This is a genomic window from Streptomyces sp. DH37, assembly GCF_029813835.1.
Taxonomy (GTDB): Bacteria; Actinomycetota; Actinomycetes; order Streptomycetales; family Streptomycetaceae; genus Streptomyces.
This window is the reverse complement of the sequence record NZ_JARVKV010000027.1, coordinates 38,221-55,109: the sequence shown is the minus strand read 5'-3', so window position 1 is coordinate 55,109 and position 16,889 is coordinate 38,221. Positions and strand designations below refer to the sequence as shown.

The following is a 16,889-nucleotide window of genomic DNA, read 5'->3' as shown; positions in this document are numbered from 1 at the left end:
GCTGTCACCGCTCGGTTCACCGCTCGGTTCACCACTCGATGCCCCGCTGGCCCTTCTGGCCGGCGTCCATGGGGTGCTTGACCTTGGTCATCTCCGTCACCAGGTCGGCGGCGTCGACCAGTGCCCGCGGCGCGTTCCGCCCGGTGATCACCACGTGCTGGACGCCGGGACGGGTCCGCAGGACCTCGACCACCTCGTCGGTGTCCACCCAGCCCCAGTGCATCGGGTAGGCGAACTCGTCCAGCACGTACAGCCGGTACGTCTCGGCCGCCAGATCGCGCTTGACCTGCTCCCAGCCCTCGCGCGCCGCCTCCTCGGAGGAGAGGGCGTCCCGGGCGTCCCGCTGGATCCACGACCAGCCCTCGCCCATCTTGTGCCAGGCGACGGTGCCGCCCTCGCCGCTCGCGCCCAGCACGCGCAGCGCCCGCTCCTCGCCCACCCGCCACTTGGCGGACTTCACGAACTGGAACACCCCGATCGGCCAGCCCTGGTTCCAGGCGCGCAGCGCCAGCCCGAAGGCGGCCGTCGACTTGCCCTTGCCGATGCCGGTGTGGACCGCCAGCAGCGGTCGGTTGCGGCGCTGACGCGTGGTGAGTCCGTCGTCGGGTACGACGCTCGGCTGTCCCTTCGGCACTACGCGGCCCTCCTGTGGTCGTGCGGGGTCTGCAGGGAACGGACGAGTCCGGTGACGGTGTCGGCGCGCAGCTCCCCCAGCGTCACCGCCGGGCCGCCCAGCCCGGCGGCGAGCGCGCCCGCCAGGCCCAGCCGCACCGGCCCGGACTCGCAGTCGACGACCACCGACGCCGTGCCGTCGGCCGCCAGCAGGCGGGCCGCCTGCCGCGCCCGCACGACCGGCTCGGGGCCGCCCGTGGCCCGGCCGTCGGTGACGGCGACCAGCAGCGGACGCCGCGAGGGGTCGCGCAGCCGCTCGACCCGCAGCACGTCGCGGGCCTTCAGCAGCCCGGCGGCCAGCGGGGTGCGTCCCCCCGTGGGAAGCGACTCGAGCCGCGCGGCGGCGGCGTCCACCGACGAGGTGGGCGGCAGGGCCACCTCGGCGCCCGAGCCGCGGAAGGTGACCAGACCGACCTTGTCGCGGCGCTGGTAGGCGTCCAGCAGCAGCGACAGCACCGCCCCCTTGACCGCGCCCATCCGCTGCCGCGCGGCCATCGAGCCGGAGGCGTCCACGACGAACAGCACGAGGTTGGACTCCCTGCCCTCGCGCACGGCCTCGCGCAGGTCGTCCCGGCGGACCACCAGTCCCGGCCCGGAACGCCCCCGCGCCCGCTGGTGCGGGGCGGCCGCCCGTACGGTCGCGGCCAGGTGCAGCCGGGACAGCACGCCGCGGGGACGGCGGGCGCCCGTGACGCGGCCCTGCGTGGTGCGGGCGCGCGAGCGCCGCCCCGCCGCGCCCTCGCCCACGCCCGGCACCGACAGGGCGCGGGCGCGGAACGGCTCGCCGGCGCGGGCGGGGGTCTGCTCGCCGGGGCCGGGACCCTGCCCGGCGTCCTGCCCGTCGTTCTTCCCGGCGTCCTGCCCGCCCCGGGACTGCTCCGGTACGGACGGCCGGGACGGCTCCTCCGATCCGCCCTCCTCCGGCCCGCCCTCCGGCGGCTGCCCCCCGCCGTCCGGACCGCCGCCGGGACCGCCGTCCGGGCCGTCCGGGTCCGGGTCGTCGTCCCCGCCGCCGTTCTGCCGCAGCGTCTCGTCGAGCTTCTCCTCGTCCAGGCCGGGCGCGTCGAAGGGGTTCCTGCGCCTGCGGTGCGGCAGCGCCAGCAGCGCGGCCCGCCGGATGTCCTCGGCCGCCACGTCGGTGCGTCCCGCCCAGGCCGCCAGCGCGGTGGCGGTGCGCGCCATCACGATGTCGGCCCGCATCCCGTCCACGTCGAAGGCCGCGCACGTCGCGGCGATCTGCCGCAGCGCCGCGTCGCCCAGCCGCACGTCCGGCAGCAGCGCCCGCGCCGCCGCGATCCGCTCCCGCAGCGCGCTCTCCTCCGCGGCCCAGCGGGCGGCGAAGGCCGCCGGGTCCTCGTCGTACGCCAGGCGCCGCCGGACGACCTCCATCCGCTCGCCGGTCTCGCGGGAGGCGGCGACCTCCACGGTCAGCCCGAAGCGGTCCAGCAGCTGCGGGCGCAGCTCGCCCTCCTCGGGGTTCATCGTCCCGACCAGCAGGAAGCGGGAGGCGTGCCGCACCGAGACGCCCTCGCGCTCGACGTACGAGGCGCCCATCGCGGCGGCGTCCAGCAGCAGGTCGACCAGGTGGTCGTGGAGGAGGTTGACCTCGTCCACGTAGAGCACGCCCCGGTGCGCGTCCGCCAGCAGCCCCGGCTCGAAGGCCTTCACGCCCTCCGCCAGGGCCCGCTCGATGTCCAGCGCCCCGACGAGCCGGTCCTCCGACGCGCCGACCGGCAGCTCCACCATCCGTGCGGGCCGCCGCGCGCCCGGCCCCGTCTCGTGCGGCCCGTCCGGGCACCCCGGGTCGGGACGGCGCGGGTCGCAGGAGAAGCGGCAGCCGGGGACGACCGCGACCGGCGGCATCAGCGCCGCCAGGGCCCGCACGGCCGTGGACTTGGCCGTGCCCTTCTCGCCGCGCACCAGCACGCCGCCGACGGCCGGTGAGACCGCGTTCAGCAGCAGCGCCAGCCGCAGGTCGTCCATCCCGACGATCGCGGTGAACGGGTAGGGGGTGGTGGTGCTCATGCGTCGTTGCCCTCCGAGTCGCCTTCGGGACCGCCTTCGAGGTCACCCTCCAGATCGAGGTAGACCTCCCGGAGCCGGTCCAGGGTCGCCTGGTCCGGCTCGGCCCACAGCTCGCGGTCGGCGGCCTCCAGCAGCCGCTCGGTGATGCCGCGCAGCGCCCACGGGTTGGAGCGCCTCATGAACTCCTGGTTGGTCCCGTCGAAGACGTACTCCGCCGCCAGCCGCTCGTACATCCAGTCGTCCACGACACCGGCCGTCGCGTCGTAGCCGAAGAGGTAGTCGACGGTCGCCGCCATCTCGAAGGCGCCCTTGTAGCCGTGCCGCCGCATCGCCGCCATCCAGCGGGGGTTGACCACCCGCGCGCGGAAGACGCGGTGGGTCTCCTCGCCCAGCGTCCTGGTCCTGACCTGGTCGGGGACGGCGGAGTCGCCGACGTACGCCTGCGGCGAGCCGCCCGTCAGGTGCCGCACCATCGCCACCATGCCGCCGTGGTACTGGAAGTAGTCGTCGGCGTCGGCGATGTCGTGCTCGCGCGTGTCGACGTTCTTCGCCGCCACCTGGATGCGGCGGAACGCCGTCTCCATGTCGCCGCGCGCGGGGCGGCCGTCCAGCCCGCGCCCGTAGGCGTAGCCGCCCCACACCGCGTACACCTCGGCCAGGTCCGCGTCCGAACGCCAGTTGCGGGCGTCGATCAGCGGCAGCAGCCCGGCCCCGTACGCGCCCGGCTTGGAGCCGAAGATCCGCGCCGTGGCCCTGCGCCGGTCGCCGTGGGCGGCGGTGTCCTCGTCGGCGTGGGCGCGTACGTAGTTGGACTCGGCGGGCTCGTCCAGCTCCGCCACCGCCCGCACCGCGTCGTCCACCAGGGCCACCACGTGCGGGAAGGCGTCCCGGAAGAAGCCGGAGATGCGGACGGTGACGTCGATGCGCGGCCGCCCCAGCTCCGCCAGGGGCACGATCTCGAAGCCCGTCACCCGCCGCGAGGCGTCGTCCCACACCGGGCGGCAGCCCAGCAGCGCCAGGATCTCCGCGATGTCGTCGCCCTGCGTGCGCATGCAGGAGGTGCCCCACACCGTCAGGCCCACCGACTTCGGATACGCGCCCTGGTCGGCCAGGTGCCGGGCCAGCAGCGAGTCCGCCAGCGCGGAGCCCACGTCCCACGACAGGCGCGAGGGGATCGCCTTGGGGTCCACGGAGTAGAAGTTCCGCCCGGTCGGCAGGACGTTGACCAGGCCGCGCGTGGGCGAGCCGGAGGGACCGGCGGGGACGTAGCCGCCGTCCAGCGCGTGCAGCACGTTGCCGATCTCGTCCGCCGTGCGCTCCAGACGGGGCACGACCTCGTCCGCCGCGAACTCCAGGATCCGCACGGCGCCCGGCGGTTCGGCGTCCAGCACCTCGCGGACGACCTCCCCGGCCGCCCCGCGAGCCCAGCCGCGGACCTCCATCGACTCCACCAGCCGCCGTGCCAGGTGCTCCAGCAGGTCCACCGCGTCGGAGGCGGTGCGCGCCGGCCCGTCGGCGAGCGCGGTGAGCGCCTTCGGCACCTCGACGCGGGCGCCCGGCTCGGCCAGCAGCTCGGACTCCACCAGCCCCACGTGCTCGGCCAGCACCGCCCGCAGCCCCGGCAGCGCGCCGCCGACCCCGCCCCACACCTGGGCCGAACGCAGCACCGCCAGCACCAGGTTGACGCGGGGCTCGCCCACCGGGCCGCCGCCCAGCACGTGCAGGCCGTCGCGGATCTGCACGTCCTTGATCTCGCACAGCCAGCCGTCGATGTGCATGACGAACTCGTCGAACTCGTCCTCGTCCGGCTGCTCCTCCACGTGCAGGTCGTGGTGGAGCTCGGCGGCCCGCACCAGCGTCCAGATCTGGCTGCGCACCGCCGGCGCCTTGGCCGGGTCGAGGTCGGACACCAGCGCGTACTCGTCCAGCAGCTGCTCCAGCTTGGCCAGGTCGCCGTAGGAGTCGGCCCGTGCCATCGGCGGCACCAGGTGGTCGACGACCGTGGCGTGGCCGCGGCGCTTGGCCTGGGTGCCCTCGCCGGGGTCGTTGACGATGAACGGGTAGACCAGCGGCAGGTCGCCCAGCACCGCGTCCGGGGCGCAGCCGGCCGACAGGCCCAGGCCCTTGCCCGGCAGCCACTCCATCGTGCCGTGCTTGCCCATGTGCACCACGGCGTCGGCGCCGAAGCCCCCCTCGGACCGCGCGGCGTCCAGCCAGCGGTACGCCGCCAGGTAGTGGTGGGAGGGCGGCAGGTCGGGGTCGTGGTAGATCGCGATGGGGTTCTCGCCGAAGCCGCGCGGCGGCTGGATCATCACCACCACGTTGCCGAACCGCAGCGAGGCCAGCACGATCGCGGCGTCCTCGCCCTCGCCGTCCACGTACAGCGAGCCCGGCGGCTCGCCCCAGTGCTCGCGCACGGCGTCGCGCAGTCCGGGCTCGAGCGCGGCGAACCACCGCCGGTAGTCGGCCAGCGGCACCCGGGCCGGGGCGGCGGCGAGCTGCTCCTCGGTCAGCCACTCCACGTCGTGGCCGCCCGCGGCGATCAGCCGGTGGATCAGTTCGTCGCCGGTCCCGGGGAGTTCGCCGGTCTCGTACCCGGCGTCGCGCAGGGCCCGCAGCAGCCGCACCGCCGAGGCGGGGGTGTCCAGGCCGACGGCGTTGCCGACGCGGGAGTGCTTGGTGGGGTAGGCGGTGAAGACCAGGGCGATCCGCTTCTCCGCGTTCGGCCTGTGCCGCAGGGCGGCGTGCCGCACCGCGATCCCGGCCACGCGGCGGGCCCGCTCGGGGTCGGCGACGTAGACCGGCACTCCGTCGGGGCCGTCCTCCTTGAAGGAGAAGGGCACGGTGATCAGCCGCCCGTCGAACTCGGGGATGGCCACCTGCATCGCCGCGTCCATCGGGGACAGGGCCGCGTCCGAGGCGTCCCACGCCGCGCGGGAGCCGGTCAGGCACAGGCCCTGGACCACGGGGACGTCCAGATCGGCCAGCGCGCCGACGTCCCACGTCTCGTCGTCGCCGCCCGCGCTCGCGTCCGCCGCGTGGGCGCCGCCCGCCGCGAGCACGGTGGCGACCAGCGCGTCGGCGCGGCCCAGCAGCTCGTACAGGCCCGGATCGGCGCCCCGGAGCGAACCGCAGTACACGGGCAGGGCGTTGGCGCCGCACTCCTCGACCGCGTCGCACAGCGTGTCCACGAAGGCGGTGTTCCCCGCCAGCTCGTGGGCCCGGTAGAACAGCACGCCCACCGTCGGACGGGACGGGTCGTGCGCACGGGAGCCGCGCACGCCGTACTCGGGCATCGGGCGCGGCTCGGCGAAGCCGTGGCCGGTCAGCAGCACGGTGTCGGACAGGAAGCGCGCCAGCTCCACCAGGTTGCCCGGTCCGCCCGCCACCAGGTACCTCAGCGCCTCGGCGACCACGCCCGCCGGGACGGTGGACTCGGCCATCAGCTCCGCGTCAGGGACGGACTCGCCGCCCAGCAGCACCGTCGGGATCCCGGTGGCCCTCAGCGCCGCCAGCCCGTCCTCCCAGGCGCGTCTGCCGCCCAGCAGGCGTACGACGGCGATGTCCGCGCCCTCCACCAGACCGGGCAGCTCCCCGGCGACGTCGACGCGCGCCGGGTTGGCGATGCGGTACGGGGCGCCGGAGGCGCGGGCCGCCAGCAGGTCGGTGTCGGCGGTGGACAGCAGCAGTACCGTGCTCATCGAGCCCCCATCGGTTCGTACGTCCTTCGCGTCGGCCGTCTCGGTCGTGTCGCTCCCGCCGGCGGTGCCGGCGGTGTCAGTGCTGTCGGTGGTGCCACCGGTGCCGGCACTGTCGGTGGTGTCGGTGGTGCAGCCGGTGCCACCGGTGCCGGTCGTCCCGGCCGCGGCGTTCACGGCGCCCCCGGCGGTACGAACGGCAGGCCCGCGGGCGCGCCGTCCTCGATCAGCCGCAGCAGCGCGGCGGTGTCGGCGTGCTCCTCCACCAGGTCGCCCAGCCGGTCCAGCTGCTCCTCGCGCAGTGCGGCGAACGAGGTGTCCGGCGCGGGGACGAAGGCCCGCCCCGCGTCGGCCGCCACCCGCCGCAGGAAGGCGCGCCGGAAGCCGTCGCTCTCCAGCGACCCGTGCCAGTGCGTGCCCCACACCGAGCCGGAGCGGCAGCCGTCCAGGAACGGCTCGTCCCCGCCGGCCACCTCGGCCACGCCGTGGTGGATCTCGTAGCCCTCCACGCGCTCGCCCAGCGCCTCGCCGACCGGCCGGGCCAGGGTCTTCTCCGCCGCGAAGCGCACCCGCACCGGCAGCAGGCCCAGGCCGCCGACCGTCCCGGCCCGCGACTCCACCTCGTCCTCGATCCGCTCGCCCAGCATCTGGAAGCCGCCGCATATGCCGAGCACCGGCCGGCCCTCGGCGGCCCGGCGCGCCAGCGCCCCGGCCAGCCCGCGCTCGCGCAGCCAGGCCAGCGCCCGCACGGTGCCGCGGGTGCCGGGCACGATCGCCAGGTCGGCGTCGGCCAGTTCCTCGGGACGGTCGGTGAACCGCACGACCACGCCCGGTTCGGCCGCCAGCGCGTCCACGTCCGTGAAGTTCGACATCAGCGGCACGGGCACCACCGCGATCCGCAGCACGTCCCGGCCGTGCGGCGGCGCGACGGCCGACTCGCGCACGGTGCCGCGCAGCGACAGCCGCAGCCCGTCCTCCTCGTCGATGCCGAGCCCGTGCGCGTACGGCAGGACGCCCAGCACCGGCCGCCCGGTCAGGCCGCGCAGCATCTCCAGGCCGGGTTCGAGCAGCGTCACGTCGCCGCGGAACTTGTTCACCAGGTAGCCCGCCACCAGCGCCTGGTCCCCGGGCGACAGCAGGGCGGTGGTGCCGAAGAGGGAGGCGAAGACGCCGCCGCGGTCGATGTCGCCGACCACCACGACCGGCAGGGAGGCGGCGCGCGCCAGGCCCATGTTGACGATGTCGCTGTGCCGCAGGTTGATCTCGGCGGGGCTGCCCGCGCCCTCGCAGATCACCGCGTCGTGGGTGCGGCGCAGCTCGGCCAGGCAGTCGGTGACCGTTCCCAGCAGGCTCTCCTGCCGTCCCGCGTGGTAGCCGCGCGCGCTCAGCTCGCCCACCGGCCTCCCCAGCAGCACGACCTGGCTGGTGCGGTCGCCGCCGGGCTTGAGCAGCACCGGGTTCATCAGCGCGGTCGGCTCCACCCCGGCCGCCGCGGCCTGCATGGCCTGGGCCCGGCCGATCTCGGCGCCGTCGCGCGTCACGAACGAGTTCAGCGACATGTTCTGCGCCTTGAAGGGCGCCACCCGCACGCCCTTGCGGGCCAGCCAGCGGCAGACGCCCGCCGTGACCACGCTCTTGCCCGCGTCGGAGGTCGTCCCCGCGATCAGCAGTCCGCCGCCCGTCACCGCTTCCCCCTCGTCCCCGCCCGTGTCCCGCGCCGCTCCCGCAGCGCTCCGGCGGCCCCGCACACCGCCAGCGCCAGCGCGCACACCCGGCGCGACAGCCGTACCGCGCGCTCGATGTCCGCCACGCGCACCGGGCGGCCGCCCGCGCCCAGGACCGGCCGGTGCTCGACGCGCCCGCCGTACGACAGCGTCCCGCCCAGCCGTACGCCCAGCGCGCCGGCGAACGCCGCCTCGACCACACCGGCGTTCGGGCTGGGGTGGCGGTGGGCGTCCGCGCGCCAGGCGCGGAGCGCGCCGCGCGGGTCGGGCCCGGCGAGGGAGGCGAGCAGCGCGGTCAGCCGGGCGCCGGGCCAGCCCGCCGCGTCGTCCAGCCGCGCCGAGGCCCAGCCGAAGCGCAGGTGGCGCGGCGAGCGGTGGCCGACCATCGCGTCCAGGGTGTTGACGGCCCGGAAGCCCGCCAGACCGGGCACACCGGCGGCCGCGCCCCACACCAGCGCGCCGACCACGGCGTCGGAGGTGTTCTCGGCGACGGACTCCACCACCGCCCGGGCGATGCCGTCGGCGTCCAGCGCCTGCGGGTCGCGTCCGCACAGGTGCGGCAGCCGGGCGCGGGCCGCCTCGATGTCGCCCGCCTCCAGCGCGGCGGCGATCGTGCGGGCCTCGCGCGCCAGCGTCGTGCCGCCGACCACCGCCCAGGTCGCGGCGGCCGCGAGGGCGGTGCGGGCGGCGGGGGAGCGGCGTACGGCGCGGTCCAGCGCCGCCGCGGCGGCCGCGGCGCCGCCGGCGCACACGGCGGTGTACAGCGCGCCCGCTCCGCGGTGGTCGCGCCACAGCAGCCGCTCGGCGGCGCCGGCGGCGCGCCCGAAGGCGGCGACGGGGTGCGCGCGGCGCGGATCGCCGGCGATCAGGTCGAGCAGGCACCCCAGCGCCGCCCCGCACGCGTAGCCCGCGGCCGGGAGGGCCGGGGCGGCGGGGAGGCGGGCGGCCGGGCCGTCGGCCGGGGCGGGGACGTGGTCGGCACGCATCGCGTCAGCCGGCCGTCACACCTCGTGCGGTTCTCGCGGCGGGAGGCGGAGGCGCGGGGGCAGGCAGGGTGCCGGGCATGGCGGTATGTCCTCACTCAGGGTCCTCGCCCTGGCTCGACGTGACCGGCGGTGAGAGTCTCCTGGCTCCCGGATCGGCGCTGCCCCCGGCCTTCCAGCCCGGTGTGCGGGCCGTGACGCTGGGTGGGGGAGCGCTCCCCGGTGACAGTGGCGGGACCGCGCCGGATTCGCACCGGCTTCCTCTCCTGCCGCCGTTTGGCAACGGGAAGTCCACCATGCCCGGGAAGACGCGTCAACTCACCCGTGACCTGCGACGGCGCACTGTGCGGAAGCGCACACGGCGGTGGTGCGCGGCGTACGCGCCGGGGCGCGCGCCACCGCCCCGGAACGGACGAGGGCGCCCGACGGTGTCCCGTCGGGCGCCCGGAGAGCGCGGGGAAGGCGCGGAGGCCGGTGGGCCGGTCAGGGGCCGGTCAGGCCGCGATGATGTAGATGCCGTAGGCCACCGCCGCCGCGCACAGCGCGTAGCAGGCGTAGGCGCCGACGCGGGCCAGGGCGGAGGAGCCGCCCTCCGCCTTGCCGTTGGTGCCCAGGCCGACGATGCCGAGGGTGAACACGCCCACCAGGCCGACCGTCATCACGAGGCTGACGCCGAAGACCTGGCCGAGGGCTGCCCAGTCGATGTCCATGGTGCTGCTTCTTCCTCTGCGGGGCTCAGGAGGCGGAGACGGTGGTCTTCGCCGGGGTCTCGGAGGACCTCCCGGCCTCCTCCATGCCGGCGGTGGGCGGCGGGGCGACGGCCTGCACGGCGGCCGTGACCACGCCCGCCTCGTCGGCCCCGGCCGTCTCGACGTCGTTGACGTTGGTGTGGTCGACCGGCTCCCGGCGGGAGGCGATCCAGATGGCGGCGATGGCGGCGACGGAGAGGACCGCGACCGCGGTGACGCCCCAGTCGCCCTGGATGGCCAGCAGCGCGGCGCCCGCGGCGACCAGGCCGGCGGCCGGAAGGGTCAGGCCCCAGGCGGCGACCATGCGGCCGGCGGTGCTCCAGCGGACCACGCCGCCCTTGCGGCCCAGACCGCAGCCCATGATCGAGCCGGAGCAGACCTGGGTGGTGGAGAGCGCGAAGCCGAGGTGGGAGGAGGCCAGGATGGTGACGGCCGAGCTGGTCTGGGCGGCGAAGCCCTGCGCCGGGCGGATGTCGGTGAGGCCCTTGCCCATGGTGCGGATGATCCGCCAGCCGCCCAGGTAGGTGCCCAGCGCGATGGCGATGCCGGCCGAGGCGATGACCCACAGCGGTGGGTCGGCGTCGGCGCCGAGCACACCGCCGGAGATCAGCGCGAGGGTGATGACGCCCATCGTCTTCTGCGCGTCGTTGGTGCCGTGGGCCAGGGAGACCAGCCCGGCCGAGGCGATCTGCCCGGCGCGGTAGCCCTTGGCGACCTGTCCCTCCTCGGCGTTGCGGCTGATCCGGTAGGTCAGCCTGGTCGCGAGCATGGCCGCGATGCCGGCGACCAGCGGTGCGACGAGGGCCGGGATCAGCACCTTCATGAAGACCGCGTTGACGGAGACGGCGCCGATGCCGACGGCGGCGACGGTCGCGCCGATGAGGCCGCCCATGAGGGCGTGCGAGGAGCTGGAGGGGAGTCCGGCCAGCCAGGTCAGCAGGTTCCAGATGATCGCGCCGACCAGACCCGCGAAGATCACCGCGGGTTCGATGCCCGAATCCTCGTTGATGAGTCCCTTGGAGATGGTGGCGGCGACCTCGACCGAGATGAAGGCGCCGACGAGGTTGAGGACCGCCGACATCGCCACCGCCGTCTTGGGCTTGAGTGCCCCGGTGGAAATGGTGGTGGCCATGGCGTTGGCCGTGTCGTGGAAACCGTTGGTGAAGTCGAACACCAAGGCTGTGACGATCACGATCCCGATGAGAAGCGTGATGTTTTCCATTCACCCAGGCAATCAGTCGGAGGGCAGGTACTCGGTGAACGTAAGGATCCTTGGTGAACGCAAGGTGAACTGGGAACGGCGTCGGGGTGTCTCATGCCGCCTGTGTGCGCAGGAGCACGTGGTGCTGTAAGCGAGCGCGCCTCCGCACCCCCGGTGCGCCGCGCGCCCCCACGCGCGCCCGCCCCGCGCTACAGTGCTCCGCCGGAGGTGGCGCGGATGCGGCCGGACTGGGCGGAGGCCTGGGGCGAACTGGTGGCCACGGCCCGCCGGACGGTGGCCGACGGCCTGGTCGTGGGCACCTCCGGCAACGTCTCGGTACGGGTCGGCGACACCGTCCTGGTCACCCCCAGCGGCGTCGCGTACGACCGGCTGGCGGCGGACGAGCCGTGCGCCGTCGACCTGGACGGCCGGCAGGTGGCCGGCGCCCTCGCGCCCACCAGCGAGCTGCCGATGCACCTGGCGGTCTACCGCTCCACCGGCGCGGCGGCGATCGTCCACACCCACGCCGTGCACGCCACCGCCGTCTCCACCCTGGTCGACGAGCTCCCGGCGATCCACTACATGACCGCCGCGCTGGGCGGTCCGGTACGCGTCGCACCGTACGCCACCTACGGCAGCGAGGAGCTGGCCGCCCACGTGCTGGAGGCGCTGCGCGACCGCAGCGGCTGCCTGCTGCGCAACCACGGCACGCTCGTGTACGCCGACGGCCTCGGCCGGGCGTACGACCACACCGCCCAGCTGGAGTGGATGTGCCGCGTCTGGCTCGCCGCCGCCTCGGTGCCCGGCCGCGCCCCCGCCCTGCTGCCGCCCGCGGAACTGGACCGCGTCGCCCGGCGGCTGCGCGGCTACGGACAGCCGGGCTGACCCGCCCCGCCCGGGCGCGTCCGCCCGGACCACCCGTACGGGGCGGGAGGGGAGGGGCCGGGGGAGCGGCCCGTCGGACATCCGGCGGATGGCGCCGCGCGGACGGGGTACGTGTGGACCTGACAACCCCGATACCCCCGACAACCCTGGCAACCCGACAGCCCCGGCAGCCCCGGCAGTCCCGACAGTTTCGACAGTTTCGACGACGGGGACCGGCGGCACCGGGCGCGGGACGGGTGGCCTCCGCTCACCCGCCGGAGCCCGTCCGCTGGCCCCGCCGACACCACGCCGTCATCCTGGGAGACGATGAGCCTGCGCAGAACGGCGGCCCTGGCCGCCATCACCACGCTCGGCGCCGGAGCGGCCGCGGTCGCGGCCGGACGGTACGCGGCCACCGCCGCCCTCAGGCCGGTCTCGGGCCGCTCCCTGCCCGCCGGCTTCGAGGGCCCGCCGCTGACGGTCCACGCCACCGCCGCGGGGCAGATCTCACTGACCCGTTCCCTCGTCTCCGGGCTGCCCGGCACCTACGCGCTCACCGGCCCCGGCCGGCACGCCGTCGTCGGCCCCGTGCTCGACGTCCCCTCGGCGGCGGACACCGTCGTACGGCGCCTGGAGCGCGTCGACCGCGGCCGGCTCGCCGCCGGCGACCGGGTGCGGCTGACCCCGCAGCTCCACACCGGCAACCCCGGCGACGCGCTCGGCCTGGAGTACGCGGACGTCGAGGTGCCCGGCGAGCTCGGCCCCCTGCCCGCCTGGTACGTGCCCGCCCTGCGCGACGTGTGGGTCATCGCCGTGCACGGCCTGGGCGCCACGCGCGAGCACCCCATGAACGTCCTGCCCGCCCTCCGGGCGATGGGCGTCCCCGTGCTCGTCCCGGCCTACCGCGGCGACCCCGGCGCGCCGCGGTCGCCCGACGGCGCCGTGCACCTGGGCGACTCCGAGTGGCGCGACCTCGACGCCGCCGTCCGGTACGCCCTCGGCCGCGGCGCCCGAGGCGTCGTGCTGTACGGCTGGTCCACCGGGGCCACCATGGCGCTGCGCACCGCCGCCGCCTCCCCGATCCGCGACCGCATCAGCGGGCTGATCCTGGACTCGCCCGTGCTGGACTGGCGCGCGACCCTGCGGGCCCTGGCCGCCGCCCACCGCGTCCCCGCCCCCCTGCTGCCGCTGGCGGTGCGCGCCGCACAGGGCCGCGCCCGGCTCCATCCGGAGCTCCCCGCGGAGCTGGGCGACCCCGCCGCGCTGCGGTTCCCCACCCTCGTCCTGCACGGGCCCGACGACGCCATCGCCCCCTGGAGACCCTCCCGCGAACTGGCCGAGCGACGCCCGGACCTGGTCTCGCTCCACATCGTCGGGCAGGCTCCGCACGCCGCCATGTGGAACGCCGACCCGCAGGCCTACGAGGAGGCGCTGCGCCGCTTCCTCACCCCGCTCATGTGAGGCCTCCGGACCGGCGTTTGGGCTTTCGGGCCGTCATCAACAACACTGCTCCCGTGACGTCCCGTACCCCGCGAGACACCCGGCTGCGCCTCGTATCCCGGCAGCCTCTCGCCGCCGCGCGCAGAGCCGTGGGCGCGCGCCGCCGGCGGAGCGCGCCCCGACCCCCCGAGGGAGTGCCCCCACGCGACCAACTGGCCCGGCAGGCGAGGGCCTGCCTCAGCGAGGCCGTACGCCTCGCCCGCTGGGCGGACGGCACCGGGCTGTCGCCGGTGTCGGCCGCCGAGCGGGCGGCGGCCGAGCTGCGGATACCCGTGGACCGGGTCCCCGTCCACTGGGACCGCGCCCGGCTCGCCGGCCTCATCGAACTGCACGACGGCACCGCCCAGCCCGGCTGGCGGCTGCGCGCCTGGGACCGCGACGACTCGGCCGTGCTGCGCGGCTGGGTCGCGCTCTTCGACGCCTGGTCGCTCGCCCACCCCGCGCCCGACGGCGCCGATCCGGTGGCGGTCGGCGAGGTCGTCGTGGCGGCGCCGCAGTTCCTGTCCGTGATGCACCTGTCCTCCGGGCCGGTGACCGTGCCGGCCCTGCTGGACCTGCTGCGGCGGCGCATCGCCGAGATCCGGGCCGAGCGCGAGGGCGCGGCCCCGCCCGACGGGGCCGCCGCGGAGTCCGCCGGCGGCGCCGGCCGGGACGCGGACCGGAACGCGGACCGGAACGCGGACCGGAACACGGCGGAGGATCTGCCCGCCCTGCTCGACTGGGCCCTCGACGGACTCGCCTCCGTCGGCGCCCTCACCCGCTGCGCCGAGGACGACCGGGGCCGGCCCGGACAGGCGGTGCTCACCCCGCTGGGCAACTGGGCGGTGTGGGTGAAGCTGGAGCAGATCTGCGTCGCCGCCCAGAGCCCGGCGGGGAACATCGAGCAGCCCGCCGAGGACATGCTGCGCGGCTGCGCCCGCCTCTCGCCGGGGGAGGCCCGCGCCGAGTACCGGGCCTGGCTGGCCGCCCGCCCCACCGGCCCGGCCGTCGCCGAGCTGATCGACGCCGCCCGGGGCGACGACGCCCTCATCCGCGGGCTGGCCTTCGAGGCGCTCCGCGCCGTCGGCGCCCCCGCGGAGCCCGCGGTCCGCGAGGCGGCGGACGAGCCCACCCTGCGGCCCTACGCCCTGCTCTGGCTCGCCGAGCACGACGGCGCCGACCCGGCGGACCTCGCCGACGGCGCCCCGGGCGTGCTGACCCGCGAGGAGGCCACCTGGCTGTGGGTGGACACCGCCGCGGCCGTCGCCGACCACGGCGACGGACGGGTGCTGGTGGAGCACCTGGACTCGGCCGTGCAGCGCAGCGTCCCCGAACTCCTGGAGGCGGTCCGCGCCACCGGCCACCCCCGTACCGTCCAGGTGCTGGTCGCGCTCGCCGCCGCCCACCCGGACCCGGTGATGGCCAGGGCCGTGCGCCGCGCGGCCTTCCAGGTCCACACCGGCGAGGTGTGACGGGCCCGGGCGGCCGGTGACGCCCCGCACGGCGGCCGCCCGCTGTGCGGGGCGTCACCGCCCCGGTACCGCCGGAGGCGGAAATTCGGTTGCGCGCCGCCGTTAGACTGGCCGCATGGTGAGTCTCCTCGTGCATTAGCGGCGTACGCCCGTCTCCCCGTCCCGACCGATGACGTACGCGCGTCCACCCCGCCCAGGAGTATTCCCTTGATCACCGCCACCGGAGTAGAGCTGCGCGCCGGCGCCCGGGTCCTCATCGAGTCCGCCTCCTTCCGCGTCGCCAGGGGCGACCGCATCGGCCTGGTCGGCCGCAACGGAGCGGGCAAGACGACCCTCACCCGCTGCCTGGCCGGGGAGGGCGCCCCCGCCGCCGGGACCATCACCCGCAGCGGCGAGGTCGGCTACCTCCCCCAGGACCCGCGCACCGGCGACCTCGACGCCCTCGCCCGCGACCGCATCCTCTCCGCCCGCGGTCTGGACACCGTCCTGCGCAGGATGCGCGAGAACGAGGACCGGATGGCCAACGGCCGGGGTGCCACCCGCGACAAGGCGATGAAGAAGTACGAGCGGCTGGAGACGGAGTTCCTCACCAAGGGCGGCTACGCCGCCGAGGCCGAGGCCGCCACCATCGCCGCCAGCCTCGGACTGCCCGACCGCGTGCTCGGCCAGCCCCTGCACACCCTCTCCGGCGGCCAGCGGCGCCGGGTGGAGCTGGCCCGCATCCTCTTCTCGGACGCCGACACCCTCCTGCTGGACGAGCCGACCAACCACCTCGACGCCGACTCGATCGTCTGGCTGCGCGACTTCCTGAAGACCTACCGCGGCGGCTTCGTCGTCATCTCCCACGACGTCGACCTCGTGGAGACGATCGTCAACAAGGTCTTCTACCTCGACGCCAACCGCGCCTGCATCGACGTCTACAACATGGGCTGGAAGCAGTACCTGACCCAGCGCGAGGCGGACGAGAAGCGGCGCAGGCGGGAGCGGGCCAACGCGGAGAAGAAGGCCGCCGCGCTCAACGCCCAGGCCGACAAGATGCGCGCCAAGGCCACCAAGACGGTGGCCGCCCAGAACATGGCCCGCCGCGCCGAGCGGCTGCTGGCCGGGCTGGAGGGGGAGCGGCAGGCCGACAAGGTCGCCAAGCTGCGCTTCCCCGACCCCGCGCCCTGCGGCAAGACCCCGCTGACGGCGGAGGAGCTGTCCAAGTCCTACGGTTCGCTGGAGATCTTCACCGATCTCTCGCTCGCCATCGACAAGGGTTCGCGGGTGGTCATCCTCGGCCTCAACGGCGCGGGCAAGACCACCCTGCTGCGGCTGCTCGCCGGGGTGGAGAAGCCCGACACCGGCCGGGTCGTCCACGGGCACGGGCTGAAGCTCGGCTACTACGCGCAGGAGCACGAGACGCTCGACGGCGACCGCACCGTCCTGGAGAACATGCGCTCGGCCGCGCCCGACATGGACCTGGTCGACATCCGCAAGACGCTGGGCTCGTTCCTGTTCTCCGGCGACGACGTGGACAAGCCCGCGCGGGTGCTCTCCGGCGGTGAGAAGACCAGGCTGGCGCTGGCCACGCTGGTGGTCTCCTCGGCCAACGTGCTGCTGCTGGACGAGCCGACCAACAACCTCGACCCCGCCAGCCGCGAGGAGATCCTGGGCGCCCTGCGCACCTTCACCGGCGCGGTGGTGCTGGTCACCCACGACGAGGGCGCGGTGGACGCGCTCCAGCCGGAGCGGATCATCCTGCTGCCCGACGGGGTGGAGGACCTGTGGGGCCAGGAGTACGCGGACCTCGTCGCGCTGGCCTGAGCACGCTCCGGAGCCGCGCGACCGCGCCTCGAGCGCGTGGTGATCACATCGTTCTGGATCATTCGGCCGACGCTTGATCCATCATCTGAGTGAGATCGGCTCGTATTCCGGCGCGGTCGGGCGTCGATGGCGCGGGTGGTGTGGCATAGACCTCCCGCGCTCGGTGTTTGAGCCCGGCACACCCCTCTGACCTGCTCCTTCTCTCCCTCGCATGGG

11 protein-coding genes and 1 riboswitch are annotated in these 16,889 nt (G+C 75.6%); of the genes, 4 read left to right on the top strand and 7 right to left on the bottom strand.

The features are described from left to right. Positions 1-28: 28 nt before the first annotated feature. The 7 genes from cobO to QC029_RS15605 all read right to left on the bottom strand — a co-directional run bounded on the left by cobO (position 29) and on the right by QC029_RS15605 (position 11,073). Positions 29-634, bottom strand: coding sequence for a cob(I)yrinic acid a,c-diamide adenosyltransferase (gene cobO / locus QC029_RS15635; RefSeq protein ID WP_279556265.1), 606 nt, complete (start codon positions 632-634; stop codon positions 29-31). Further along, complete coding sequence (locus QC029_RS15630) at positions 634-2,697, bottom strand: putative cobaltochelatase (protein WP_279556264.1); 2,064 nt, start codon at positions 2,695-2,697, stop codon at positions 634-636. The genes cobO and QC029_RS15630 overlap by 1 nt, the downstream gene beginning before the upstream one ends. Beyond that, positions 2,694-6,398 (bottom strand): cobaltochelatase subunit CobN, encoded by a 3,705-nt coding sequence (gene cobN, locus QC029_RS15625; RefSeq protein ID WP_279556285.1) that lies wholly within the window; start codon positions 6,396-6,398, stop codon positions 2,694-2,696. Before cobN ends, QC029_RS15630 begins: the two co-directional genes overlap by 4 nt. Positions 6,399-6,568: 170 nt before the next feature. Continuing rightward, positions 6,569-8,080 carry a cobyric acid synthase gene (locus tag QC029_RS15620; protein WP_279556263.1) on the bottom strand — a complete coding sequence of 504 codons (1,512 nt, stop codon included), beginning with the start codon at positions 8,078-8,080 and terminating at the stop codon, positions 6,569-6,571. Next, positions 8,077-9,105 (bottom strand): cobalamin biosynthesis protein, encoded by a 1,029-nt coding sequence (locus tag QC029_RS15615; protein WP_279556262.1) that lies wholly within the window; start codon positions 9,103-9,105, stop codon positions 8,077-8,079. The genes QC029_RS15620 and QC029_RS15615 overlap by 4 nt, the downstream gene beginning before the upstream one ends. Positions 9,106-9,238: 133 nt before the next feature. Beyond that, a riboswitch (cobalamin riboswitch) is annotated at positions 9,239-9,367 on the bottom strand. Between the two features lie 229 nt (positions 9,368-9,596). Then, the gene (locus tag QC029_RS15610; protein ID WP_279556261.1) at positions 9,597-9,812 is read right to left on the bottom strand and encodes a hypothetical protein; all 216 of its coding nucleotides are present in this window, start codon (positions 9,810-9,812) and stop codon (positions 9,597-9,599) included. 25 nt (positions 9,813-9,837) lie between these two features. Continuing rightward, positions 9,838-11,073, bottom strand: coding sequence for an inorganic phosphate transporter (locus QC029_RS15605; protein WP_279556260.1), 1,236 nt, complete (start codon positions 11,071-11,073; stop codon positions 9,838-9,840). A 216-nt stretch (positions 11,074-11,289) separates the two neighbouring features. On the opposite strand from QC029_RS15605, the gene QC029_RS15600 reads away from it, so the two are divergent. The 4 genes from QC029_RS15600 (at position 11,290) to QC029_RS15585 (ending at position 16,673) form a co-directional block, all read left to right on the top strand. Continuing rightward, positions 11,290-11,937, top strand: a complete 648-nt coding sequence (locus QC029_RS15600; protein ID WP_279556259.1) for a class II aldolase/adducin family protein — start codon at positions 11,290-11,292, stop codon at positions 11,935-11,937. Positions 11,938-12,249: 312 nt separating this feature from the next. Next, positions 12,250-13,377: an alpha/beta hydrolase gene (locus QC029_RS15595; RefSeq protein WP_279556284.1), complete on the top strand. Its 1,128-nt coding sequence runs from the start codon at positions 12,250-12,252 to the stop codon at positions 13,375-13,377. A 53-nt stretch (positions 13,378-13,430) separates the two neighbouring features. After that, positions 13,431-14,867 (top strand): hypothetical protein, encoded by a 1,437-nt coding sequence (locus QC029_RS15590; protein ID WP_279556258.1) that lies wholly within the window; start codon positions 13,431-13,433, stop codon positions 14,865-14,867. A 207-nt stretch (positions 14,868-15,074) separates the two neighbouring features. Further along, positions 15,075-16,673: an ABC-F family ATP-binding cassette domain-containing protein gene (locus QC029_RS15585; protein WP_279556257.1), complete on the top strand. Its 1,599-nt coding sequence runs from the start codon at positions 15,075-15,077 to the stop codon at positions 16,671-16,673. Positions 16,674-16,889 lie beyond the last annotated feature (216 nt).